Annotated in this window: 22 protein-coding genes; 17 read left to right on the top strand and 5 right to left on the bottom strand. The window is 68.1% G+C overall.

Going from position 1 to position 24,728, the window contains the following annotated elements; genetic code table 11:
• Positions 1-73 precede the first annotated feature (73 nt).
• Entirely contained in the window at positions 74-1,135 is a 1,062-nt protein-coding gene (locus KF887_01440) for a YeeE/YedE family protein (protein ID QYK41836.1), read from the bottom strand.
• A gap of 72 nt (positions 1,136-1,207) precedes the next feature.
• Positions 1,208-2,836 carry an amidohydrolase gene (locus KF887_01435; protein ID QYK41835.1) on the bottom strand — a complete coding sequence of 543 codons (1,629 nt, stop codon included), beginning with the start codon at positions 2,834-2,836 and terminating at the stop codon, positions 1,208-1,210.
• 167 nt (positions 2,837-3,003) lie between these two features.
• Here KF887_01435 and KF887_01430 point away from each other — a divergent pair, with 167 nt between their 5' ends.
• Genes KF887_01430 through KF887_01415 form a run of 4 tightly spaced genes read left to right on the top strand, consistent with a single transcriptional unit; the run spans position 3,004 to position 6,923 of the window.
• Positions 3,004-4,131, top strand: coding sequence for an extracellular solute-binding protein (locus tag KF887_01430; protein QYK41834.1), 1,128 nt, complete (start codon positions 3,004-3,006; stop codon positions 4,129-4,131).
• A 4-nt stretch (positions 4,132-4,135) separates the two neighbouring features.
• Positions 4,136-5,050 (top strand): ABC transporter permease, encoded by a 915-nt coding sequence (locus KF887_01425; protein ID QYK41833.1) that lies wholly within the window; start codon positions 4,136-4,138, stop codon positions 5,048-5,050.
• A complete protein-coding gene (locus KF887_01420; protein QYK41832.1) occupies positions 5,047-5,844 on the top strand; it encodes an ABC transporter permease in 798 nt (265 codons plus the stop codon). The genes KF887_01425 and KF887_01420 overlap by 4 nt, the downstream gene beginning before the upstream one ends.
• Positions 5,841-6,923, top strand: coding sequence for an ABC transporter ATP-binding protein (locus KF887_01415; GenBank protein ID QYK41831.1), 1,083 nt, complete (start codon positions 5,841-5,843; stop codon positions 6,921-6,923). The genes KF887_01420 and KF887_01415 overlap by 4 nt, the downstream gene beginning before the upstream one ends.
• Before the next feature lie 6 nt (positions 6,924-6,929).
• Here KF887_01415 and KF887_01410 read toward each other — a convergent pair whose 3' ends face one another.
• Together KF887_01410 and KF887_01405 are read right to left on the bottom strand one after the other, a co-directional pair.
• On the bottom strand, positions 6,930-8,066 hold the full coding sequence (locus KF887_01410) for an ROK family transcriptional regulator (protein QYK43385.1): 1,137 nt from the start codon (positions 8,064-8,066) through the stop codon (positions 6,930-6,932).
• A gap of 74 nt (positions 8,067-8,140) precedes the next feature.
• Positions 8,141-8,578 carry a transporter gene (locus KF887_01405; protein ID QYK41830.1) on the bottom strand — a complete coding sequence of 146 codons (438 nt, stop codon included), beginning with the start codon at positions 8,576-8,578 and terminating at the stop codon, positions 8,141-8,143.
• Between the two features lie 198 nt (positions 8,579-8,776).
• Between KF887_01405 and KF887_01400 the strand changes: the two genes are divergently transcribed.
• From KF887_01400 to KF887_01365, 8 genes are all read left to right on the top strand, one after another.
• Positions 8,777-9,796: a sugar ABC transporter substrate-binding protein gene (locus tag KF887_01400; GenBank protein QYK41829.1), complete on the top strand. Its 1,020-nt coding sequence runs from the start codon at positions 8,777-8,779 to the stop codon at positions 9,794-9,796.
• Positions 9,797-9,954: 158 nt separating this feature from the next.
• Entirely contained in the window at positions 9,955-11,028 is a 1,074-nt protein-coding gene (locus KF887_01395) for an ABC transporter permease (GenBank protein QYK41828.1), read from the top strand.
• Complete coding sequence (locus KF887_01390; GenBank protein ID QYK41827.1) at positions 11,028-11,804, top strand: sugar ABC transporter ATP-binding protein; 777 nt, start codon at positions 11,028-11,030, stop codon at positions 11,802-11,804. The genes KF887_01395 and KF887_01390 overlap by 1 nt, the downstream gene beginning before the upstream one ends.
• A gap of 73 nt (positions 11,805-11,877) precedes the next feature.
• Entirely contained in the window at positions 11,878-12,486 is a 609-nt protein-coding gene (locus tag KF887_01385; protein QYK41826.1) for a nucleoside triphosphate hydrolase, read from the top strand.
• A gap of 31 nt (positions 12,487-12,517) precedes the next feature.
• Complete coding sequence (rnr, locus tag KF887_01380) at positions 12,518-14,761, top strand: ribonuclease R (protein QYK41825.1); 2,244 nt, start codon at positions 12,518-12,520, stop codon at positions 14,759-14,761.
• A 96-nt stretch (positions 14,762-14,857) separates the two neighbouring features.
• Positions 14,858-15,886 (top strand): L-glyceraldehyde 3-phosphate reductase, encoded by a 1,029-nt coding sequence (gene mgrA, locus KF887_01375; protein ID QYK41824.1) that lies wholly within the window; start codon positions 14,858-14,860, stop codon positions 15,884-15,886.
• The gene (locus tag KF887_01370) at positions 15,883-17,178 is read left to right on the top strand and encodes a vanadium-dependent haloperoxidase (GenBank protein ID QYK41823.1); all 1,296 of its coding nucleotides are present in this window, start codon (positions 15,883-15,885) and stop codon (positions 17,176-17,178) included. The genes mgrA and KF887_01370 overlap by 4 nt, the downstream gene beginning before the upstream one ends.
• The gene (locus KF887_01365) at positions 17,175-18,734 is read left to right on the top strand and encodes a CRTAC1 family protein (protein QYK41822.1); all 1,560 of its coding nucleotides are present in this window, start codon (positions 17,175-17,177) and stop codon (positions 18,732-18,734) included. Before KF887_01370 ends, KF887_01365 begins: the two co-directional genes overlap by 4 nt.
• A 139-nt stretch (positions 18,735-18,873) precedes the next feature.
• Here the strand turns inward: KF887_01365 and ubiG are convergent, their stop codons facing one another.
• Entirely contained in the window at positions 18,874-19,617 is a 744-nt protein-coding gene (gene ubiG / locus KF887_01360) for a bifunctional 2-polyprenyl-6-hydroxyphenol methylase/3-demethylubiquinol 3-O-methyltransferase UbiG (GenBank protein ID QYK41821.1), read from the bottom strand.
• Positions 19,618-19,678: 61 nt separating this feature from the next.
• On the opposite strand from ubiG, the gene pip reads away from it, so the two are divergent.
• From pip to KF887_01335, 5 genes are all read left to right on the top strand, one after another.
• On the top strand, positions 19,679-20,647 hold the full coding sequence (pip, locus tag KF887_01355; GenBank protein QYK41820.1) for a prolyl aminopeptidase: 969 nt from the start codon (positions 19,679-19,681) through the stop codon (positions 20,645-20,647).
• Positions 20,648-20,735: 88 nt separating this feature from the next.
• Positions 20,736-21,422: an HAD family hydrolase gene (locus KF887_01350; GenBank protein QYK41819.1), complete on the top strand. Its 687-nt coding sequence runs from the start codon at positions 20,736-20,738 to the stop codon at positions 21,420-21,422.
• Positions 21,419-22,369 (top strand): MarR family transcriptional regulator, encoded by a 951-nt coding sequence (locus tag KF887_01345; GenBank protein QYK41818.1) that lies wholly within the window; start codon positions 21,419-21,421, stop codon positions 22,367-22,369. Before KF887_01350 ends, KF887_01345 begins: the two co-directional genes overlap by 4 nt.
• A 109-nt stretch (positions 22,370-22,478) precedes the next feature.
• Positions 22,479-23,786: a sugar ABC transporter substrate-binding protein gene (locus tag KF887_01340; GenBank protein QYK41817.1), complete on the top strand. Its 1,308-nt coding sequence runs from the start codon at positions 22,479-22,481 to the stop codon at positions 23,784-23,786.
• Between the two features lie 71 nt (positions 23,787-23,857).
• Entirely contained in the window at positions 23,858-24,727 is an 870-nt protein-coding gene (locus KF887_01335; GenBank protein ID QYK41816.1) for a sugar ABC transporter permease, read from the top strand.
• Position 24,728: the final 1 nt, after the last annotated feature.

The following is a 24,728-nucleotide window of genomic DNA, read 5'->3' as shown; positions in this document are numbered from 1 at the left end:
CCCGGGAATGGCTTGGGCCGCAGGGATAGCGGCGCCGGGATGGCGGGGCAAGGTGCAAGCGATGGCAAGGGGTTCAGGCAGCCACGCGCGCGCCGGCCTGATCCACCAGGAAATCCGTGATCGCCGCGCCGATCCACATCGACAGCAAGGCCAGCCATGCGGTTGCCACAAAGATCGACCCGCCGGTGACGCCCGCGCCGATGGCGCACCCACCCGCCAGCATGGCGCCGAATCCCATGAGCGCGGCACCGGCCATTGACCGCCGCATCTGGCCCTCGCCCTCGAACCCCTGGAACTTCAGCTGTCTTGCGAGGGCGGCGGCAAGGAAGGCGCCAAGGAAGACGCCGGGAACGAGCCCGATGTCGAAATCGAGCGTCGGATCGGGCACAAGGAAGAACATCAGCGTGTTCGCCGAGGGACCCGAGAATGTGGCCGAGGTGATCGATACCGGGTCAAATGCCTGCTGCGCCAGCGTGAAGGTCAGCACCCATCCCAGGGCCACCGCGAAACCGACGCCCGAGGCGAAGACCAGCGTCGCGGCACCGATGGCATTGACCCGCGACAGAACCAGCGCCAGCGCGGTGAATGCCAGACCGATGACCAGCCCGGTTTCGCCGGGCAGCCCCAGGGCCGCAAGCAGGTCGACATTCTGTCCGCCGGGCGTCACCCAGAGCGCGGCCAGCCATTGCCGCGCCGGCGCGAGCCAGCCATGCAGCGCCATCTGCGCCACCACCGCAAAGATCAGACCCGCCACCACCGATCGCAGGTTGCCGGTGGCCGCCAGCACCAGCAGCCGCCCCGAGCAGCCGCGCGCCAGCACCATGCCCGCACCGAACATCAGGCCGCCGAACACCGCGCCGGACCAGGAGCCGGGCACCGCCATCATGCGCGCATCGGATGCGCGAAACAGCCCCAGCAGCTGCGCGCCCTGGACCCAGACCAGTGCCGTCGCGAAGGTCAGCAGCCAGACCGACACCCTGGGGCCGAGTTGGCCACGCGCGAATTCGACGGTTGCGGCCCGCAGACAGAACGACGACCGCTGCGCCGCCACCCCGAAGATCACGCCGGTCATCAGGCCGAACAGCGCCGCAAGCCAGGATTCGTCGATCAGGTCGAGAAGGAATGCGATGTCCATGGCGGCCCCCTGTGGCCGCCGCATGGCACGGATCGCGCCCGTTTTCCTTGATCTGCGTCAGGCCGGGGCGGTTCACAGCCCGCCGTGCACCGGAACCCCGGCAACGGCGGTCATGACCACCTGCGTGTCGCCGATGTCGCGCGGGTCGCAGGCGAGGATGTTTCGGTCAAGCACGATGAAATCGGCCCATTGTCCGGGTGCCAGGCTGCCGGTGTCGGGCCGCCACGCGGCGGCCGCGGCGTTGACGGTGTATCCCGCCACGCACTCCTGCACGGTCAGCCGCTGTTCTGGCAGGAAGATGGGGTGCGAACCGTCGCGTCGCGGCGGCTGGCGGGTCACCGCCGTCTCGATGATCTCGAACGGATTCAGCGTGCTGACCCCCCAGTCGGACGACAGAGCAAGCGTGGCGCCCGCGTCGCGCAGCGTGCGGAACGCATACATCCAGCGTCCGCGCTCGGGCCCGACCATCGGCAGCGCCACATCGGTGACCGAGGGTTCGTGCCGCGCCCAGAGGGGCTGGATGTTCGCCATGACGCCCAGTTCGCGGAAGCGCGGGGCGTCGGCCGGGTCGAGGCATTGCACATGCGCGATCTGGTGCAGCGAGGGCCAGGTGCCGTTGGCGGCTCGCGCCAGCGCCATGCCGTCCAGCGCCGCGCGGGTCGCCATGTCCCCGATCGCGTGGACATGGATCTGGAACCGGGCCGCATCCAGCGCCGGGAACAGCGTGGCGATCTGGTCGGGGGTGAACATCAGCGGCGCGTTGTCGCCCTGGTCGCTGTAGGGTGCGATCATCGCGCCGGTCCGGTTTTCCAGAACACCATCCAGGAAGAACTTGGCCGAATGCACCTTGAACATGCCGTCCGGCGTGCCCCGGCGGAACTCGGTCAATCGTTCGACGGCCTGCGCGGGACTGTCCTCGGGCGTCACAAGCGCGGTGGCGGCGACCCGCAGCGTCAGTCGCGTCTCGGCGGCCAGGCGGCGATAGACGCGCACATGGCGTTCCTCGACCTTCGCATCCAGAACGCCGGTGATGCCGTGGCGGTGGGCCAGCGCCTGCGCCCAGAGCACGCCCGCAGCGAAATCGTCGTCCGCCGGGCGCGGCATCCGCGCCTCCACCCACATCACCGCCGTCTCGTAGAGGTGGCCGTTGGCATGGCCTGCGCCGTCCCGGACGAAATGGCCGTTCAGCGGATCGGGCGTGGCATCGGTCAATCCGGTGGCGGCGATGGCGGCCGAGTTGATGCAGCCGTTGTGGCCGTCGGATGCCACGACCATGCAGGGCCGCCCGGGAACGGCGCGGTCGAGCAGGGCGGCGTCAAGGTTGTGCGGGCCGAAGACCCCGGAATACCAGCCCGTTCCGCAGACCCAGGGCCGATCATGCGTTGCGGCAAAGGCCGACAGGGTCGCCACGATTTCGTCCGGGGTGCGGCAATCCGTAAGATCGGCGTTCTGGCTGTAGTCCTGCCCGCTGTCCTGCAGGTGGATATGCGTGTCCTGGAAGCCCGGCAGCACGAGCCGCCCGCCCGCATCCATCACCGCGCTGCGCGGACCTGCCAGCGCCCGCATCTCGGCCTCGCTGCCCAGCGCCACGACCCTCCCCCCGGCGATGGCCATGGCCCCGGCGCGCGGCAGCAACGGATCCATCGTCACGATGTCGGCGCCCAGCAGAATCAGGTCGGGGTGAATCGGGGATCGGCTCATGAAACGCTCCTGGTTTTGGGCAGTGTCTGCCGCCGCCGGGGCATCTGGCAAGGCCACGCGGCACAACGACGGGGCGGTGGCGCCCCTGTGTCGGATTTCTGCTAGGCGGATGGCCGGTGCGATGCCACAGTCCCTGTCGGGCATCAGCAACAGGGAGACCGCAAGCCATGAACCGCATCAGGCAGATTGACCGCATGGCACAGGGCAAGGTTTCGCGGCGCGCGATGCTGGCCTCGGCGGGCGCCTTCGGCGTGGGCGTGGCGCTGCTGCCCCGGCCCCTTCGCGCGCAATCCGGAGCGCCGCTGACCTGCCTGACATGGGGCGGCTACGACATCGCCGACTACATCCCCGGCTACGTCGCCAAGCACGGAACGCTTCCCAATTTCTCGGTGTTCGGCGGCGAGGAAGAGGCACTTGCCAAGGTCCGCGCGGGGTTCGAGGCGGATGTCATGCATCCCTGCAACTACTCGGTCGGGCGGTTCGTCAACGCGGGGCTGGCCAAGCCCATCGACACCGCGCGCCTGACGCACTGGGCCGACATCTTTCCGGCGCTGCAGACCGCCGAGGGCGTCATGATGGACGGCAATGTCGTCATGGCCCCGGCCGACTGGGGCAATTCGTCGATCGCCTACCGCCCCGACCTGATCGACCCCGCCTTCATTGCCGACCCGACATGGGGCATCTTCTATGACGAGGCCTACAAGGGCCGCGTGTCGATGCTGGACAATGAACTGGTCATCCAGATCGGCCTGATGGTCGCCGGCAAGAGCTATGACGAGGTCTACGCCGTCACCGGCCCCGAGCTTGAGGCGGCGGCAAAGGAATGGGGCACGCGCGGCGTGCAGACCAGCCGTTTCCTGTGGACCGACGCATCCGAGGTGCAGCAGGCCATGGCCTCGGGCGAGATCGTGGCGGCCTATGCCTGGAACGACCTGGTCAAGAACCTGCGTGCCGAAGGCGTGCCGGTCGCCTATGCCGTGCCGAAGGAAGGCATGTTCACCTGGTTCTGCGGCCTGACGCTTCTGAACAGCGGCCGCGCGGACGAGGCGCTCGCCTATGATTTCATCGACGCCTGGCTGTCGCCCGAGACAGGCAAGCTGCTGATCGAGGAATCCGGCTATGGCCACGCCAACATGAAGTCGTTCGAGGTCGCGGATGCGTCCGAGGTGGCGGCGATGGGCCTCGACGATCCGGTGAAGATGATGGCCGACGCGATCCTGTTCCGGAATCCGCCCGATGCCGTTCAGAACGACCACAACCGCGTCTGGGGCGACGTGAAGGCACTGGCGCAGTAGCGCCATGGCATCGGCGGGACGGTCGGCGCGGACGGGCGCGGCGCTTCTGGCGCCGGCCTTCCTGGTCATGGCGGCCACGCTTGCCGCGCCGCTTGCCGCGCTCATCCTGCTCAGCTTCTGGACGCAGGACGGCTTCACCATCGACCGAAGCCTGACCCTGGCCAACTATGCCCGGGTGCTGACCCTGTCGGATGAACCGACGGTTTGGAACGGCATTCCCTTTCCCTTCGCCTATCCGGTGCCAGCGATCCTGCTGGTCAAGTCGCTGACCATGTCGCTGGTCGCCACCGCGGCGGTGATCCTGATCGCCTGGCCGATGGCCTATTTCCTTGCCTTCCGCGTCACGCGGCACAAGGCGGTCTGGATCATCCTTCTGACCATCCCCTTCTGGACAAGCTACCTGCTGCGGGTCTTCGCCTGGAAGATCGTGCTGGGCTACAACGGTGCCGTGAACTCCGGCCTGATGTCGCTTGGCATCATCCGCGAGCCGCTGGAATTCCTGCTGTACAATCCTGTCGCCGTGACGATCACGCTGGCGCACAGCTGGATCGCGTTCGCCGTGCTGCCGATCTATGTGAGCCTGGACAAGATCGACCGCAGCCTGCTCGAGGCCGCCTCCGACCTGGGCGACAGCCGCTGGGCGCGGTTCCGCCGCATCACCCTGCCGCTGTCGATGCCGGGCACCATCTCGGCCACGCTGCTGGTCTTCATTCCGACCGTGGGGGACTATGTGACACCCACGCTGGTCGGCGGCCCGACCGGCACGATGATCGGTAACCTGGTGCAGCAGCTGTTCACCCGGCAGGACAACGCGCCGCTGGGGGCGGCGATCTCGATCCTGACCATGCTGGTGATCGCCGTGCTGGTGCTGCTGTTCCTGCGGCTCGTCGGCTGGCGGCACATGCGGGGGCGCGGATGACGCGCAGGTTCGACGCGCTGACCTGGTACGCGGTGCTGTTCGTGGCCTTCCTCTATGGCCCGGTGCTGCTGATGCCGCTGTTCAGCGTGAACGACGCCAATTTCGCGACGTTTCCGCTGTCGGGCTTCACCCTGCGCCATTATGGCGCGATGGCCGCCAACGCCTCGATGATGCAGGCGCTCGGCAATTCGCTGTGGGTCGCGGTGGGGGTTGCAGTGGTGTCGACCGCGCTGGCTCTGCCCGCCGCGCTTGCGCTGGCGCGCTACCGGTTGCCCGGCAAGGGCCCGATCCTCGGCTTCATCATGCTGCCGCTCGTCGTGCCCTCGATCGTGCTGGGCGTCGCGCTTCTGGTCGTGATCATCCAGATCCTCGGCCTGCGCCTGTCGCTGTGGACGGTGGCGGCGGGGCACCTGATGCTGTGCATCCCTTTCGCCATTGTCGTGCTGATGTCGCGGCTGGAGGGGTTCGACCCCAGCCTCGAGGAGGCGTCGCGCGACCTTGGCGCGCCGGGGCTTTCGACCTTTCTCAGGGTCACGCTGCCGCTGGCGGCGCCCGGCGTGATCTCGTCGCTGCTGCTGTGCTTCATCATCTCGTTCGACGAGTTCGTGATCTCGTTCTTCTTGACCGGCACCGACACCACGCTGCCGGTCTTCCTGTTCAGCCAGCTCCGCTTTCCCAACCGGCTGCCCGGCACGCTGGCCCTGGGGTCGCTGATCCTGCTGGGGTCTGCCGTGCTGGTCATCCTGGCCGAGGCGATGCGCCGCCGCGGGCTGCCATCCGGAGGGAATCCGTGAGCGATCCGATCATCCGCATCAATGGCGTGGCCAAGCGCTTCGGCACCGTCACGGCCCTGCACGGGGTGACGCTGGACATTGCCGAGGGCGCCTTCTTCGCGCTTCTCGGTCCATCAGGTTGCGGCAAGACGACCCTCCTGCGCATCCTTGCGGGAATCGAGGACGCGACCGAGGGTCAGGTGCTGCTGGACGGGCGCGACATGGCCGGGGTGCCGCCCAACCGCCGCCCGGCCAACATGGTGTTCCAGAGCTATGCGATCTTTCCCCACCTGACGGTGGCCGAGAACGTGGGCTATGGCCTGCGCTATCAGGGCGTCACCGGGGCGGCGGCGCAGGCCCGCATCGACGAGGCGCTGGCCATGGTCCGGATGCAGGGGCTGGGGGGCCGCGCGGCGCATGCGCTGTCGGGCGGTCAGCGGCAGCGCGTGGCGCTGGCCCGCGCGCTTGTCCTGCGCCCGCGCGTCCTGCTGCTGGACGAACCGCTGTCCGCGCTCGACCGCAAGCTGCGCGAGGAGATGCAGCACGAACTCCGCCGCCTGCAGCGCGAGGTCGGGATCACCTTCATCCTGGTCACGCACGACCAGGAAGAGGCGCTGACGCTGGCCGACCGGATCGCGGTGATGGATGCGGGCCGGGTGCTGCAGATCGACACGCCCGAGGCGCTGTATGACCGGCCGGCGTCGCAGAAGATCGCGGCCTTCATCGGGGCGATGACGATGCTGCCCGGAACCGTGACGGCGATCGCCGAGGGCATGGCACAGGTGGATATGGGGATACTCGGCCCGATGTCGGGGCATGCGGGACCCGGGCTTTCGGCGGGCTCGGCGGCCGTCCTCGCAATCCGCCCCGAGAAGATGCGCATCGGTGCGCCTGGCACGCCCGGCCTTGCTGCCACCGTCGAGTCGGTCAGCTTTCTGGGTGACCGGCGGCAAATCGTGCTGCGCGCCGCGGATCAGGACTTGCCGGTGATGGTGACATTGGCCTCGGGCACGGGCGACGGCGGTGCGCGCATCGTCCCTGGCGACCGCGTGGCGCTGACCTGGGCGCCGGATGCCGCGCTGGTGCTGCGGACGGACTGACCGGCGCTATCCTGTCCAGCCGTCGATCATGTAGCGCAGCGACAGCGGCACCGCTGCCGCGCCCAGCGCCCGCGCCTCGGGCCCCACCGTGCCTTCGCGGAACGCGGGCGTGCTGATCCCGGCCTGATCCAGCCGCGCGAAGGCCGCCGCCGTGGCCTGCGTGACCGCCGCCCGCACACCGGCGGGCATCCAGCCGTCGAACATCACCGCCTCCAGTTCCAGAAGGCCGGTTGCGCTCATCACCGCGGCGGCCAGGGCCTGCCCGGTGTCGGCGATCCAGGCGTCCAGGACATCGGCGCCGACCTGCCAGTCATGCGGGTCGTGCCACAGGCTGTCGGACTTCTCGCCCGCCGCATCCATCGCCTGCGCCAGCGTGAACAGCGACGCCACATCCAGCAGCCGACGCATCTGTCCGTCGGGCCCCGGCACGGGCATCGGGCCCACGCCCGCCGCGTTTCCGGTGCGGCCGGTATAAAGCTGGCCGTTCAGCACCAGCCCGCCGCCGATGAAGAAGCCGAAGTAGAAATACAGGAAATCGCGGGGCCGGTCGCCCGTGCCGAACACCAGTTCCGCACCACAGGCCGCCGTCGCGTCGTTCTGCACATGCACGGGCATGCCCGTCATTGCCGACAGTTCCGCACCGATGTCGCGGTGCCGCCAGGCATCCATCTCGTTCTGCGGCGCACCGATGAAATCGACCCAGTTCCACAGCTGGAACGGCATTGCCACGCCCATGCCGCCGATCCGCGCCCGCACCGTCGGCGTCAGGTCGGCCATGACCTCGGGCAGCGCCTGCGTCACGAAGTCCACCACGGCGTCCGGGGTGGGGTATCGCCACAGCCGCCGCCGCGTCGCCCGCACCCGGCCCAGAAAATCGACCAGCGTCAGGTCCGCCGACCGCCGCCCCAGCTTGAGCCCCAGGAACAGCGCACCCTCGGGCGCCAGCCGCATCGGCACCGAGGGCTGGCCGATCTTTCCCCGCACCGGTTCCCCGCGCAGCAGGAACCCGTCCTGTTCCAGCGCCCGCATGATCACGCTGACGGTCTGCGCCGAAAGCCCGGTCATCCGCGCGATGTCCGACTTCGCCAGCGCCCCCTCGCGCCGCACCAGGCTCAGCACCAGCCGCTCGTTCCACGCGCGCATGCCCGCCTGGTTCGATCCGCGCGGCCCGCCATCGTCGGCGCCGCCCGGGTCTGCGATGGGGGTGACCTCGACCTTCATCCGGCGATCGCGTGACGGATCACGCCCTTGCGCAGGATCACGTTGGCATAGGTTGCCGGCTCGCCCGTCGCGATCACGGCATGGGCCGCGCGGATGCGCGGATACAGGTCGTCACCCGCCAGCGCCGTCACGGCGCGGTCCGGCGCCAGCCGTGCGCACAGCCTGTCAATCTCGTCGTGGATCGGGCCGCAGGCGGGCGGGCGGTTGCCCTGCGCGGCGCGCAGGATCGCTGGCGCGTCATCGTCCAGCGGAAGCACGGTCAGGATCGCCTCGATCATCGCCACAATCCCCACACCATCCGCACGCAGCAGGCGCCGGGCATGTTCCTCGGCCGGATAGTTCGCATCCACCAGCGCGATCTCGTCGCCATGCCCCATGGCGCGCAGCGTGCGCAACAGGTCCGGGCCGAGCAGGGGGGGAATTCCGATCAGCATGGTCCTTCGACGCCCAGAAATTCATCTGCCAGACTGTGTTGGTCCCGGCCGTCTGTCAATACTAAATCATAGTGATTTATTTATCTTGACGCAGCGACCGGAATCGGATCATCTGTCATCGTCGCGGCGCAGAGCGGCGTCGGCGCACGAAACGTCAAAGGGGGGCGGAACGCCCCTGCATTCTCGGGAGGACTTCGGATGAAACGGACGACAACGGCCCTCTGGGGCGCGGCGGCGCTTGCCCTTGCGGCGGCGGCTCCGGCGATGGCGCAGACCAGTGCCTGCCTGATCACCAAGACCGATACCAACCCCTTCTTCGTCAAGATGAAGGAAGGCGCCACCGCCAAGGCGACCGAGCTGGGTATCACGCTGAAATCCTACGCCGGGCGCATCGACGGCGACCATGAAAGCCAGGTCGCGGCCATCGAGGCCTGCGTGGCCGACGGTGCCAAGGGTATCCTGCTGACCGCGTCGGACACCAAGGCCATCGTCGATGCCGTGCAGTCGGCGCGCGATGCCGGTCTGCTGGTGATCGCGCTCGACAGCCCTCTGGAACCCATCGACGCGGCGGATGCGACCTTCGCCACCGACAACTTCCGTGCCGGGCTGCTGATCGGCCAGTGGGCCGCCGCCACGCTGGGCGCCGAGGCCGCGAACGCCCGCATTGCACTGCTGGACCTGGCCATCAGCCAGCCCTCGGTCGACGTGCTGCGCGACCAGGGCTTCCTGCAGGGCTTCGGCATCGACCTGGCCGATCCGAACAAGTGGGGGGATGAGACCGACCCCCGCATCGTCGGCAACGAAGTCACCGCCGGCAACGAGGAAGGCGGCCTGAAGGCGATGGAGGCGCTTCTGGCCAAGGACCCGAACATCAACGTGGTCTACACCATCAACGAACCCTCGGCCGCCGGTGCCTATGAGGCGCTCAAGGCCGTGGGCCGCGAGAATGACGTGCTGATCGTGTCGGTCGACGGCGGCTGCCCGGGTGTGCAGAACGTCAAGGAAGGCGTCATCGGCGCCACCTCGCAGCAGTATCCGCTGCTGATGGCCTCGCTCGGGATCGAGGCGATTGCCAAGTTCGCCGCCGACGGGTCGAAGCCCGCGCCCACGGAAGGCAAGGACTTCTTCGATACCGGCGTGCAGCTGATCACCGACAAGCCGGCCGCCGGGATCGAGTCGATCGATACCGTCAAGGGCCTGGAACTCTGCTGGGGCTGATCCGCCGCCCCGCACGCGGCAGTTGATTTGCCGCGTGACCTGACCCACGCTCGCTGTGCAGGGGCGGCCGATGCGCCGCCCCTGATCCTGAAAGACGGGGCACAGAACAGAAGCGGTCAGAAACCAGCCAATCATCACGCCAGGGGAGGGGAAGACAGATGTCATCCGACACCAAGGCGGCAACCAGCTACGAAGAGGGGCTGAAAGGCGCCTCCGAGAAGGTTGCCGAATTCCATGAGGACAAGAACCTGCTCAAGCGCGTGCAGCACTGGCTGCACCAGACGCCCTCGGCGGTGCCGCTGATCGTTCTGGTGGTCGCCCTGATTGTCTTCGGTCTCCTGTCCGAGAACTTCTTCAAGGCGGGCACGCTGTCCACGATCCTGCAGCAGATCGCCATCGTCGGAATCCTCGGCTGCGCGCAGACCATCGTGGTGCTGACCGCGGGGATCGACCTGTCGGTCGGTGCGATCGCGGTGTTCTCGTCGGTGCTGATGGGGCAGATGTCGTTCCGCTACGGCGTGCCGCCCACGCTGGCGGTCGCGATCGGCCTGGCGCTCGGCACGGCGATGGGGGCCTTCAACGGCTTTCTGATCGCGCGCATGAAGCTGCCGCCCTTCATCGTCACGCTGGGCACCTGGCAGATCCTGCTGGCGTCGAACTTCATCTTCTCGGCGAACGAGACGATCCGCAGCCAGGACGTGCGCGACCAGGCCCCGATCCTCCAGTTCTGGGGCGGTTCGGTCAACCCCGGCGGGGTCAAGGTGCTGTATGCCGTGTTCCTGATGATCGCGCTGGTGGCGATCATGTCCTATGTGCTGCGCAACACCGCCTGGGGACGGCATGTCTATGCCACGGGTGACGATCCCGATGCTGCCGAACTGGCCGGGGTGCCGACGAAAAAGGTGCTGATCCAGGTCTATGCGCTGGCCGGGCTGTTCTGTGCCATCGCGGGCTGGGTGATGATCGGTCGCTTCGGCTCGGTCTCGCCGACCGCCTCGACCGGGCAACTGGGCAACATCCAGTCGATCACCGCCGTGGTGATCGGGGGCATATCGCTCTTCGGCGGTCGCGGCAGCATCGTCGGCATGTTCTTCGGCGCCCTGATCGTGGGCGTGTTCGAGATGGGCCTGCGCCTTGTCGGCACCGACCCGCAATGGACCTTCTTCCTCATCGGCGCGCTGATCATCTTCGCGGTCGCCGTGGACCAGTGGATCAGAAAGGTGTCAGGCTGATGGAACCGATCCTCAAGGCGCGCGGGCTTGTCAAACGCTACGGCAAGGTCACCGCGCTCGATCACTGCGACTTCGACCTCTACCCCGGCGAGATCATCGCCGTGATCGGCGACAACGGCGCGGGCAAGTCCAGCCTGATCAAGGCGATCTCGGGCGCGGTCGTCCCCGACGAGGGCGAGATCACGCTTGAGGGGCGTCCGATCGCCTTCAAGTCGCCCATCGAGGCGCGGGCGGCGGGCATCGAATGCGTCTATCAGACGCTGGCGATGTCGCCCGCGCTGTCGATCGCCGACAACATGTTCATGGGCCGCGAACTGCGCAAACCCGGGATCATGGGGTCGGTGTTCCGCCAGCTTGACCGCCCGGCGATGGAGAAGTTCGCCCGCGAAAAGCTGAACGAACTGGGCCTGATGACGATCCAGAACATCAACCAGGCGGTGGAAACCCTGTCAGGGGGGCAAAGGCAGGGCGTGGCCGTGGCCCGCGCCGCCGCCTTCGGCTCGAAGGTCGTGATCCTGGACGAACCGACTGCGGCACTGGGCGTCAAGGAAAGCCGCCGGGTGCTGGAACTGATCCGCGACGTGCGCGCACGCGGGATCCCGATCATCCTGATCAGCCACAACATGCCCCATGTGTTCGAGGTGGCCGACCGCATCCACATCCATCGGCTTGGCAGGCGTCTCTGCGTCATCAAGCCGTCGGACTACACGATGTCGGATGCCGTGGCCTTCATGACCGGCGCAAGGGTTCCCGAAGGCGTCGAGGCGGCAGCATGACGCCAGCGACCGGGAATCCGGCAGCAGCAGCACGGCCCCCGCGCGGGACGCGCCGTCACGCGGCGGGGGCGCCGTGATCCCCGACCCAATCGTCGATCTGATCCGCGCCCGGGCGAACACCCGCCCGGGCCGCTTCATCACCGCCCTTGCCGGTCCGCCCGGCGCGGGCAAGTCCACCCTCGCCGCCGCCATCGCCGCGGGGCTGGGCCCCGGCGCCCGGGTGGTGCCGATGGACGGTTTCCACTACGACGACGCCGTGCTGAACGCGCGGGGCCTGCGCCATCGCAAGGGCGCCCCCGAGACCTTCGACGCCACGGGATTCCTGCATCTGGTCCACCGCCTGCGGACCGAGGCCGAGGTCGCGATCCCGGTGTTCGACCGCGGCATGGAACTGTCGCGCGCCGCCGCCGACGTGGTGATGCCCGACGACCGCTTCCTGATCGTCGAGGGCAACTGGCTCTTGCTGGCGGCACCGCCCTGGGCCGATCTCGCGCCGCTGTTCGACCTGACCGTGATGCTGACCGTTCCCGAGCCCGAGATCGTCCGCCGCCTTACCGACCGCTGGCTGACCCATGGCAAGACCCCCGACGAGGCCGCGCAGTGGATCGCCACGAACGATCTGCCCAATGTCCGCCGCGTCCTCGGCGGTTCGCGCCCGGCCGACCTCGTGATCGCAGGCTGACAGGCCGCGCGCCCCGTGCTAGGGCGCGGGCATGGACCAGATACCCGACAAGGCCGCGCTGCTGCGCTGGATGGCCGAGAACCCCACCCTGACCGCAAAGCGCGACATCGCCCGCGCCTTCGGCATCAAGGGCGGCCCCGCGCGCATCGAACTGAAACGCCTGCTGTCCGAGCTTGAGGACGAGGGTCGCGTCTCGCGCCGCAAGCGCAGCTACCGCGATGCGGGCACGCTGCCGCCGGTCTCGATCCTGCGCGTCACCGGCCCCGACACCGAAGGCGATCTCTGGGCCGAGGCGGTGGAATGGCAGGGCGACGGGGCAAGGCCCCGCATCCTGGTGATCACCCGCAACAGCGACCCGGCCCTGGGCGCCGATGACCGCATCCTCGCCCGCCTGACCGAAACCCCCGGCGCGGCCCACAGCCACGAGGCGCGGCTGATCCGCAAGATCGGCACCTCGCCCCTGCGCCTGCTCGGCATCTTCCGCAAGGGCGCCGAGGGCGGTCGCATCCTGCCCATCGACAAGGGTCAGGACAAGGAATGGCGCGTCGGTCCCGGCATGGACATGGGCGCGCGCGACGGCGAGCTGGTCGAGGCCGAGGCGGCCGGCCCCCGCAGGCTTGGCCTGCCTGCCGCCCGCGTCGTCGCCCGCATCGGCGACCCGGGTGCGCCAAAGGCGGTCAGCCTGATCGCCATCCACCAGCACGGCATCCCCGACCGTTTTCCCGACGCCGCGCTGATCGAGGCGGAAACCGCCGAACCTGCGGGCCAGGCGAACCGCACCGACCTGCGCGACCTGCCGCTTGTCACGATCGACCCGGCCGATGCGCGCGACCGCGACGATGCCGTCTTCGCCGAACCCGACTCCGATCCGGCCAACCCGGGCGGCCATGTCGTCTGGGTCGCCATTGCCGACGTGGCGCACTATGTCCGCCCCGGTTCGGCGCTGGACCGCGAGGCGCGCAAGCGCGGCAATTCCACCTACTTCCCCGACCGCGTGGTGCCGATGCTGCCCGACGGCCTGTCGGGCGATCTGTGCTCGCTTCACGCGGGGGTCGACCGGGCCTGCCTGGCGGTGCGGATGCGCCTGTCCGAAAGCGGTGACCTGACGGGTTTCCGCTTTGTCCGGGGCCTCATGCGCTCGGTCGCCAGCCTTGAATATGCGCAGGTGCAGTCCGCCATCGACGGCCAGCCGGACGCGGTCACCGCTCCGCTTCTTGACCGTGTGCTGCGCCCCCTCTGGTCCGCCTACCAGGCTGCCGTCCGCGCCCGCGAACGCCGCCAGCCGCTCAACCTCGACCTTCCGGAACGCCGGATCGTGCTGTCCGACGAGGGCCGCGTGATCTCGGTCGCGTTCAAGGAACGGCTCGAGACGCACCGCCTGATCGAAGAGTTCATGGTCATGGCCAACGTGGCGGCCGCAGAGGAACTGATCCGCCTGAAGAAGCCGCTGCTCTACCGCGTCCATGAAGAACCCAGCCCCGAAAAGCTTGACGCCCTGCGCGAGGTGGCCGAGGCGTCGGGTTTCACCCTGGCCAAGGGGCAGGTCCTGAAGACCGCGCATCTCAACCGCCTGCTGGCGCAGGCCGAGGGCACCGATCATGACGAACTGCTGAACATCACCACGCTGCGCTCGCTGCCGCAGGCCTATTACCACCCGCAGAACTTCGGCCATTTCGGCCTTGCCCTGCGCAACTACGCCCATTTCACATCGCCGATCCGCCGCTATTCCGACCTGATCGTCCATCGCGCGCTGATCGCGGGGCACGGCTGGGGCGATGACGGTCTTTCGGCGCAGGACATGGACACGCTCGAGGAAACCGCGAAACTCATCTCCGACGCCGAACGCCGCAGCATGATGGCGGAACGCGACACCACCGATCGCTACCTTGCCGCGTGGCTGTCCGACCGCGTGGGCAGCACCTTCACCGGCCGCGTCTCGGGCGTGCAGCGCTTCGGCCTGTTCGTGAAGCTGGACGAGAGCGGGGCTGACGGCCTGATCCCGATCCGCGAGGTGGGGCGCGAGTTCTTCCACTATGACGCGGGCAACCAGACGCTGATGGGTGCCGACACCGGCACGGTGATCGGCATGGGGGCGCGCGTGACCGTCCGCCTGGCCGAGGCGGTTCCCGTCACCGGCGGGCTGACCTTCGAACTGCTGGAAATCGAGGATCGCGCGATGCCGCGCGGCGCGCGCGGGCGCAGCGACGGGCGCGGCAAGGGTGCGCCCCGTGGCCGCGCCGCACCCCGCCGCACGGTCAGGCGCACCCGCCGCTGACCGTGGCAGCCGGGCCGGATCGCGCGGCCCCTTGCCATACCTGCCCCGCGCGCGGCATGAAGGGCGGGGTTACCGCTAACTGCCGGAGGAGATCGCATGGCCTGGGTTCCGTCCGAGGACCGCTATTCCCGCATGGTCTATCGTCGCTGCGGCGCATCGGGCCTGATGCTGCCCGCGATCAGCCTCGGGCTCTGGCACAACTTCGGGCATGACACGCCCCATGCCACGAAGCAGGCGATCTGCCGCACCGCCTTCGACCACGGCATCACCCATTTCGACCTTGCCAACAACTACGGCCCGCCCCCGGGCAGCGCCGAAGAGGCGTTCGGTGAGATCCTGCGCAGCGACTTCCGGGGCTACCGCGACGAGATCATCGTGTCGTCCAAGGCGGGCTACCGCATGCACCCCGGGCCCTATGGCGAATGGGGCAGCCGCAAGTATCTGATCGCCTCGTGCGACGCCTCGCTCAGACGCCTCGGGCTCGACTATGTCGACATCTTCTATTCCCACCGCTTCGATCCCGACACCCCGCTCGAGGAAACGATGGGCGCGCTCGACCGGATCGTGCGCTCGGGCAAGGCGCTCTACGCCGGAATTTCCAGCTACAACTCGCAGCGTACCCGGCAGGCGGCCGCGATCCTGAAGGACCTGGGCACCCCCTGCGTGATCCACCAGCCCAGCTACAACCTGCTGAACCGCTGGGTTGAAAAGGACGGGCTCAAGGACACGCTGGAAGAGCTCGGCATCGGCTCGATCGCCTTCACGCCGCTGGCACAGGGCATCCTGACCCGCAAGTACCTGAACGGCATTCCCGACGGCAGCCGCGCCGCGCAGGGCAAGTCGCTGAACCCGGGCACCATCACCCCCCGCGCCATCGAATCGGTCCGCGCGCTCGACCGCATTGCGCAGGCGCGCGGGCAGACGCTGGCGCAGATGGCGATCGCCTGGGTGCTGCGTGGCGGCGGCATCACCACGGCGCTGATCGGTGCCTCGCGCCCCGAACAGGTGATCGACTGCGCGGGCGCCGTGACGAACCTCACGTTCACCGCCGCCGAACTGGCCGAGATCGACCGGATTTCGGCCGAGGAAGACATCAACCTCTGGGCCAGGTCGTCCGAGTCATGATCGCGCGCGTCGCCACCCTCGCCCTTCTGCTTGTCGCGCTGGCCGCCCCGGCCCGCGCCACGCTGGCGCCAGAGACGGTCCTGCGCGACTGGTATCGCCTGACGCTGGAACTGGTGCGCCACACCGCCACCTACTCGCCCCCGGTGGCCAGCCGCGCCTTCGCCTACATCGGCGTGACGATCCACGAGGCGCAGGTCACGGGCAACCCCGGTCTGGTCACGCTCGCGGGCCAGCTCAACGGCCTGACGCCGGTTCCCCCGCGCGGTCCCGGCCAGCATGACGAGGCCGCAGTGCTGCAGGGCGCGCTGGCCGTGCTGGTGCCCGCGCTCTTCGACAACACCGGCCCGACCGGACAGCGCGCGCTCGAAACCATGCAGCGCCGCCTGACCGAACGCGCGACCGGGGCGCTCGATCCCGCCGTGGCTGAACGCAGCCTCGCCTACGGTCGCGCGGTGGCAGGGCATGTGCTGGCCTGGGCTGCGACCGATGGCGGGGCCAGCGTCGCCAACCTGGGCTTTCCGGTCGAATGGACGCGCGGGACCGGGCCGCAGGCCTGGGTTCCCACCAGCGCCGTCGCGCTGCAGCAGGCGCCTCTGTTGCCGCGCTGGGGCGAGAACCGGCCCTTCGTGCTGCCCAGCGGCGCCGAATGCCGCCTGCCGCCCCCGCCCGCCTACAGCGAGGACCCGGCCAGCCAGTTCCGCCGCGAGGCGCAAGAGGTCTACGATACCGTGGCCGCCCTGACGCCCGACCAGCTGGCCATCGCCCGCTTCTGGTCGGACGATCCGATGCTCTCGTCGGCGCCGCCGGGGCACTGGGTTGCCATCGCGGTTTCGGTCTTTGCCGAACAGGGCACCGACGCCGCCCGCCAGGGCGAAGTCATGGCGCTTCTGGGCGTCAGCCTGGCCGACGCCTTCATCGTCTGCTGGCGCGACAAGTACGACTACGATCTGGTCCGCCCGGTCAGCTACATCCGCCGCGTGATCGACCCGCGGTTCGAACCGCCCCTGATCACGCCGCCATTCCCCGAATACCCCTCGGGGCACTCCACCCAGTCGGGCGCCGCAGCCGTGGTGCTGACGCATCTGTTCGGCGAACCCTTCACCTTCGTCGACAACACGCATGCCGATGACGGCCTGCCGGGGCGCACCTTTGCCAGCTTCTGGGATGCCGCGGAAGAGGCCGGTATCTCAAGGCTCTATGGTGGCATCCACTTTCGCAGCGCGATCCGCGAGGGGCTGGAACAGGGCCGCTGCGTCGGTGAACAGGTCATCCGGCTGAGGACGCGGCGATGATCCGCGCGGCGCTGCTCCTGTCCCTCGCCATCCCCGCCACCGCCACGGCGCAACGGTTCGAGGCGCAGGATGCCGGCCTGTCGGACGGCATCTTCCGCGGCGAATGGCAGTACATGGTCGGTGGCGGTGCCGCCGCCTTCGACTGTTCGGGCGACGGCTTTCCCGATCTCTATGTGGCGGGCGGCGAAGATCCCGCGCGCCTGTATGTGAACGAAAGTTCGCCCGGCGGTCCGTTGCGGTTCCGCCGCACGGCTGCGGCGGAAACCGATCTGGCCGCCGTCACCGGCGCCTATCCGCTTGATGTCGACGGCGACGGCATCACCGACCTTGCCGTGCTGCGCGTGGGCGAGAATGTGCTGCTGCGCGGGCTGGGCGACTGCCGCTTCGAACGCGCCAACGAACCCTGGGGTTTCGACGGTGGCGATGGCTGGACCACCGCCTTCGCCGCGACATGGGAGGCCGGCAGCAACTGGCCGACGCTGGCCACCGGCGACTACATCGACCGGCATGAAGAGGCGTTTCCCTGGGGCTCCTGCACCCCGAACCGCCTGTTCCGCCCCGGCCCGCAGGGCTTTGCCGCGCCGCTCGACCTGCTGCCCAGCCATTGCCCGCTGTCGATCATGTTCACCGACTGGAACCGCGACGGCACCGCCGACCTGCGCGTGTCGAACGACCGCGAGTATTACAAGGGCGGACAGGAACAGATGTGGGCAATCCCGCCCGGTCAGGCGCCGCGCCTGTACACGGCCGAGGAAGGCTGGCGCTACCTGCGGCTCTGGGGCATGGGCATCGCCAGCCGCGATGTCACCGGCGACGGCCTGCCCGACTACTTCCTGACCTCGATGGCCGACAACAAGCTTCAGGTGCTGGCCGATGCGGCGTCGGGCCGCCCCGACTATGCCGATGTCGCGGCCCGCGCGGGTGTCACGGCGCACCGCCCCCATGCCGGCGGCGACATCCGCCCCTCGACCGCCTGGCACGCCCAGTTCGAGGATGTCGACAACGACGGCCGCGCCGATCTGTGGGTCGCCAAGGGCAATGTCTCGACCATGCCCGATTTTGCCAATGCCGATCCGAACAACCTGCTGATGCAGGGCGACAACGGCAGCTTCACCGAACGCAGCGCCGAGGCGGGCGTCGCTTCGCTCAGGACCGCGCGGGGTGGCGTGCTTGCGGATTTCGATCTGGATGGTCGGGTCGACATCCTGGCGGTGAACCGCTGGGAACCGCCCGAGATCTGGCGCAACACCACTGACGGTGCGGGCAACTGGCTGCAACTGCGGCTGGCCATGCCCGGCGCCAATCGCGACGGCATCGGCGCCTGGGTCGAGGTGCGGACCGGCGCCCGCACGCAACCGCGCGAGATCTTCGTGGGCGCGGGCCATGTGTCGGGCCATCTGGGCTGGGTGCATTTCGGGCTTGGCGCGGCGACCTCGGCCGAGGTGCGGGTGATCTGGCCCCATGCCGCGCCGGGCGACTGGCAGGCGGTGGCGGCCAACGGCTTCCTCACCCTCTCCCCGGGCGCCGCACCGCAGCCCTGGCAGCCGCCGCGCTGACCGACGGCCCGGGTCGCCCCGGCCGATTCGCGGTTGCGTCGCCGGGCGTTGCACCGCGCGCCCTGTCGGTACGGATGCCATACGCATGCCATACGCGGACCAGACGGATTCCAGACGCCGAAAACCCGTGGCGGGGCCCTCAGTCCTGCGGCCGCCCCTTCACGCTGGCGGTCACGTAATTCACCGAAAGATCCCGGTCCGACAGGCTCCACGACCAGCCCAAGGGATTGAAAACCATGCCTTTCCGGTCAACCGGCGTCAGTCCTGCCTTGCGGATCAGACCATACAGCTCGTCCGGGGTGATGAACTTCTTCCACTCATGCGTCCCCTTCGGCAGCCAGCGCATCACATGCTCGGCCCCGACGATCGCGAACAGATAGGATTTCGGGTTCCGGTTCAGCGTCGAGCAGATCATAAGCCCATGATCTTTCATCAATTCCTGGCACGCGGTCAGGTAGGCCAGAGGGTCGGCCACATGCTCGACCACCTCCATGTTCAGCACCACGTCGAACCGCTCGCCCGCTGCCGCCATGTCCTCGGCGGTGGTGTGGCGATAATCGATCGCCAGCCCCGACTGCTCGGCATGCAACTTCGCCACCGGAATGTTGCGCGCCGCCGCATCCGCCCCCACCACGTCGGCGCCCAGCCGCGCCATCGGTTCCGAAAGCAGTCCCCCGCCGCAGCCGATGTCGAGAATTCTCAATCCCTCAAAGGGCTTGGGCAGCCGAAGATCGCGTCCGAACTCGGCCGCGATCTGGGTCGTGATATAGTCCAGCCGGCAGGGGTTCAGCATGTGCAGCGGCTTGAACTTGCCCTGGGGGTTCCACCATTCGGCGGCCATCGCCTCGAATTTCGCCACTTCGGCGGGGTCGATCGTTGTCATCGCTGTCTCCGGTCTCAAAGCCCCGTGGCAGGGCCGCCACCTTGCGTTATATAGATCGGCGATGGATCACAGATCAGGCCAAAAGCGCGCATCCGAGTTCCTGTACCCGCCGGTCGATCCCTTCGACCAGCGCGTGATCGACATGGGCGATGATCACCGCATCTATGTGGAACAATGCGGCCACCCCCAAGGTGTGCCCGTTCTGGTACTGCACGGGGGTCCGGGCGGCGGCTGTTCGCCGTCGATGCGGCGCTATTTCGATCCCGGGCACTATCGCATCGTGCTGTTCGACCAGCGGGGCTGCGGCCGGTCGCGCCCGCATGCCAGCGTCGAGAACAACACCACCTGGCACCTTGTCCGCGACATCGAGGTGATCCGCAAGGCGCTGGGAATCGACCGTTTCATCGTGTTCGGCGGCAGCTGGGGCGCCACGCTCGCGCTGGTCTATGCCATCACCCATCCCGACCGGGTGCAGCATCTGGTGCTGCGGGGCGTGTTCCTGATGACGCAGGCAGAGCTGCGCTGGTTCTATGGCGGGGGGGCAGGCGCCTTCTTTCCCGACCTCTGGGCGCGCTTCGTGTCGCCGATCCCCGATGCGGAACGTGCCGACCTGATCGCGGCTTATGCAAAGCGCCTGTTCTCGGGCAGCATCATCGAGGAATCGCGCCATGCAAGGCTTTGGGCGAACTGGGAAAACGCGCTTGCCTCGATCCATTTCGACGGCTCGGTCTCGGAAGGGCCCAGCGAATATGCCCGCGCCTTTGCCCGTCTTGAAAACCACTATTTCACCCATGCGGGCTTCCTTGACGGCGATGACTGGATCATGCGCCACCGCAAGGCGATCGAGCATCTGCCCGCCCATATCGTGCAGGGCCGGTATGACATGATCTGCCCGCCCCGCGCGGCGCAGCGCCTGGCCGACGGCTGGCCTCGGGCCCGGCTGAACATCGTGCCGATGGCCGGGCATGCCCTGTCGGAACCGGGCATCAGCGAGGATCTGGTGCGCGTCATGGATGGCCTGCGCGTCTAGGGACGACCCGGTAACGCGCTGGAAACCGGTGACAGACAGGCTGCCGCCACGCTACCAAGGGCCGCGCGCTGCACGGGGAACACCGCATATGGCCGAAACGGCACCTCCGGTCACCCTGGTGATCTTTGACTGCGACGGTGTCCTGATCGACAGCGAGATCATCAGCGCGGGCATGCTGATCCAGGAACTTGCGCGTCTGGGCGTGGCGATCGACCTTGACTATGTGACGCGGCACTTCCTCGGGCGCAGCTATCCCACGGTGATGCAGCAGATCCGCACCGATTTTCATCTCGATCTTCCGCCGTCGTTCGAGGACGCCTATCGCCAGCGGCTGCTTGATGCCTTCCGCACCGATCTGAGGATCATGGACGGTGTCACCGACGTGATCCGGGCGCTTGCGGTGCCCTATTGCGTCGCAACCTCGTCCAGCACCGCACGGGCAGAAATGTCGCTGCATCTGGTGGGCCTTGGCGGTCTTGTCGGGCCGCGCCTGTTTACTGCCGGCCAGGTGGCGCGCGGCAAGCCCGCGCCGGACCTGTTCCTTCACGCCGCCGCCTGCTGCGATGCCGATCCTGCCACCTGCCTGGTGATCGAGGACAGTCTCAACGGCGTCCGGGCCGCGCGAGCGGCCGGCATGCAGGTGTGGCGGTTCACCGGCGGCAGCCATCTTGCGGGCCGCGACCTGGCCGAACCCGATGACGCAAAGGCGGATCGGCGCTTTGCATCCTTCGCGGAATTCTTCACACTCGCGCCGACCCTGCGGAGTGCCGGATGAACGTCTTCGAACCGGAAACCAGCGAGCTCGATCATGCGGCCCGGGCCGGGTGGCTGGCGCATTTCGGCGGGCTGACGCAAGACCAGATCGCGGCCGAGATGGGCGTTTCGCGGCAACGGGCGCAGCGGCTGGTCGCGCGCGCGATGGCCGAGGGGCTGATCCATGTCCGGCTGGAGCATCGCCTGTCATCCTGCCTGCGGCTCGAGGCCGAACTGGCGCGCCGCTTCGCCCTGCTGGAGGTGCGCGTGGCGCCCGGCCTCGGCGCGGGGTCGGACCCCGCGCGGGTCACGGCTGCCGTCGCGGCCGACGTGCTGGAACGCTATCTCGCCCGTCCCGAACCTCTGGTGATAGCCTTCGGCACCGGCCGGTCGCTTTCGGCCATGGCAGATGAGGTGGCGGCCCAGGATGCGTCGCGTCACCGGGTCGTGTCGCTGATCGGGAACATCGCGCCCGACGGTTCGGCCACGTTCTTCGATGTGATCCTGCGCATCGCCGCCCGCCTGCGCACGCCGCACTATCCCATGTCGGTGCCTGTGGTGATGGCCACGCCGCAGGAACGCGCGCTGTTCCACGCGCTGGCGCCGGTTCAGGCGGTGGTGCGGCTGGCGCAGTCGGCCGATGTCAGCTTCGTGGGCGTGGGCCAGATGGGCGATGACGCGCCGCTCTACAAGGATGGTTTCGTCACGCGCGAGGAACTGGCGGCGATGCAGACCGCCGGTGCCGCGGGCGAGATCGCGGGCTCGGTCTATGATTCCGCCGGCCGCTATATCGAGACGCCGCTGACGCATCGCATGGGCGGCGTGCGGATCGAACCCGGGCGCGCGGCGCCGGTGGTCGGCGTGGCTGCGGGGCTGGGAAAGCTGGCGGCGATCCGCGCGGCGCTGGCCGGTCGGCTGCTGAATGGTCTGGTGACCGACGAACCCACCGCGCAGGCGCTGCTCGGCTGATCCCTTCGCACAGAAACCGGGCACGGTGAAATAGCCGTTGACTTGTTGGCCGAGTCGGATGATCATTTGCCCACTAGGTGAGCATATGCTCACACCCAGGGAGGGATACATGACAATGACCGTAAGGGCGCTGCTTGGCGCCTCGGCCGTCTGCGCGCTTGCCGCCGCAGCCGGGGCCGAAACCATCACCGTCGCCACCGTGAACAACGGCGACATGATCCGCATGCAGGGCCTGATGGCCGAGTTCAACGCGGCGCACCCGGACATCACCGTCGACTGGGTGACGCTGGAAGAAAACGTCCTGCGCCAGCGTGTTACCACCGATATCGCCACGCGCGGCGGACAGTTCGACGTGCTGACCATCGGCACCTACGAGGTTCCGATCTGGGGCAACCTCGGCTGGCTCGTGCCGCTCGAATTCGACGCCGCCTATGACGTGGACGACCTGCTGCCCGCGATCCGCGGCGGCCTGACGGTCGACGGCAAGCTCTATGCCGCGCCGTTCTATGGCGAAAGCTCGATGGTCATGTATCGCGCCGATCTGATGGCCGCTGCCGGACTGACCATGCCCGATGCCCCCACCTGGGCCGACATCGCCACCGCGGCCGCCGCCATGACCGACAAGTCCAAGGAACAGTATGGCATCTGCCTGCGCGGCAAGGCCGGCTGGGGCGAGAACATGGCATTCCTGACCGCCATGTCCAACTCGTTCGGTGCCCGCTGGTTCGACGAGAACTGGAAGCCGCAGTTCGACGGCGACGCATGGAAGGCGACGCTTACCACCTATCTGGACCTGATGAACAACTACGGCCCCCCCGGCGCATCGAACAACGGGTTCAACGAGAACCTGGCGCTGTTCCAGCAGGGCAAGTGCGGCATGTGGATCGACGCCACCGTGGCTGCGTCCTTCGTGACGAACCCCAAGGAATCGACCGTCGCCGACAAGGTGGGCTTTGCGCTCGCGCCGGACAACGGACTTGGCAAGCGCGGCAACTGGCTCTGGGCCTGGAGCCTCGCGATCCCCGCCGGGTCGCAGAAGACCGAAGCGGCGCAGACCTTCATCGCCTGGGCGACGTCCAAGGACTATGCCAACCTCGTGGCATCCAAGGAAGGCTGGGCCAACGTGCCCCCGGGTACCCGCAGCTCGCTCTACGCGAACCCCGAGTACCAGAAGGTGCCCTTTGCCAAGATGACGCTGGACTCGATCAACACGGCTGACCCGAATGCGCCGACCGTCGATCCGGTGCCCTATGTCGGCGTGCAGTTCGCAGCGATCCCCGAGTTCCAGGGCATCGCGACCGACGTCGGCCAGCAGTTCTCGGCCGCCCTTGCAGGCTCGACCACCGCCGAGGCGGCCCTTGCCGCCGCGCAGGAGATCGCGGTGCGCGAGATGACGCGCGCAGGCTACATCAAGTAATCCTTCCCGAGCGACTGGGGGTCGGCAACTCCTGCCGACCCTCCCTTTCCCCTCAATCCGGAGGCGCTGCCATGGCAACCCGCCAGAGTCGCACGCTCGCCCGTCTGATGGTCTCGCCCGCCGTCGCACTGCTCCTGCTGTGGATGGTCGTGCCGCTGGGCATGACGCTATACTTCTCGACGATGCGCTACACGCTGCTGTCGGGGAACCGGGGCTGGACCGGATTCGACAACTATCAGTATTTCCTTACAAATCCGGCCTTCATCGCCGCGCTTGGCAATACCATGATCCTGGTGCTGGCCGTGCTGGCCATCACCGTGATCGGCGGCATCCTTCTGGCCCTGCTGCTCGACCAGCCGTTCTTCGGGCAGGGCGTGGTGCGGGTGATGGTGATCGCGCCGTTCTTCGTGATGCCCACCGTCTCGGCGCTGGTCTGGAAGAACATGTTCATGAACCCGAACAACGGCATGTTCGCGCATATCGCGCGCACCTTCGGGATGCAGCCCTATGATTTCTTCGCCGCGGCGCCGCTGGCCTCGATCATCGTCATCGTGGCCTGGCAATGGCTGCCCTTCGCAACGCTGATCCTTCTGACGGCGCTGCAAAGCCTTGACCGTGAGCAGCAGGAGGCGGCCGAGATGGATGGCGCCTCGTGGATCGCGCGGTTCTTCTATCTGACGGTGCCGCATCTGACGCGGGCGATCACGGTGGTGATCCTGATCCAGACGATCTTCCTGCTGTCGATCTTCGCCGAAATCCTTGTCACGACCAACGGCGGTCCCGGTACGGCCAGCACCAACCTGCCCTTCCTGGTCTATGCCCAGTCGCTTCTGAACTTCGACATCGGGGCGGGCGCCGCCGGCGGTGTCGTCGCGGTGATCCTGGCGAACATCGTTGCGATCTTCCTGATGCGGATGATCGGCAAGAACCTGGAGGCGTGAC

The organism is Paracoccaceae bacterium, from assembly GCA_019454225.1.
In the GTDB taxonomy this organism is placed as follows: domain Bacteria; phylum Pseudomonadota; class Alphaproteobacteria; order Rhodobacterales; family Rhodobacteraceae.
The sequence above is the reverse complement of the archived record's forward strand: the minus strand, read 5'-3'. Positions and strand labels throughout refer to the sequence as shown.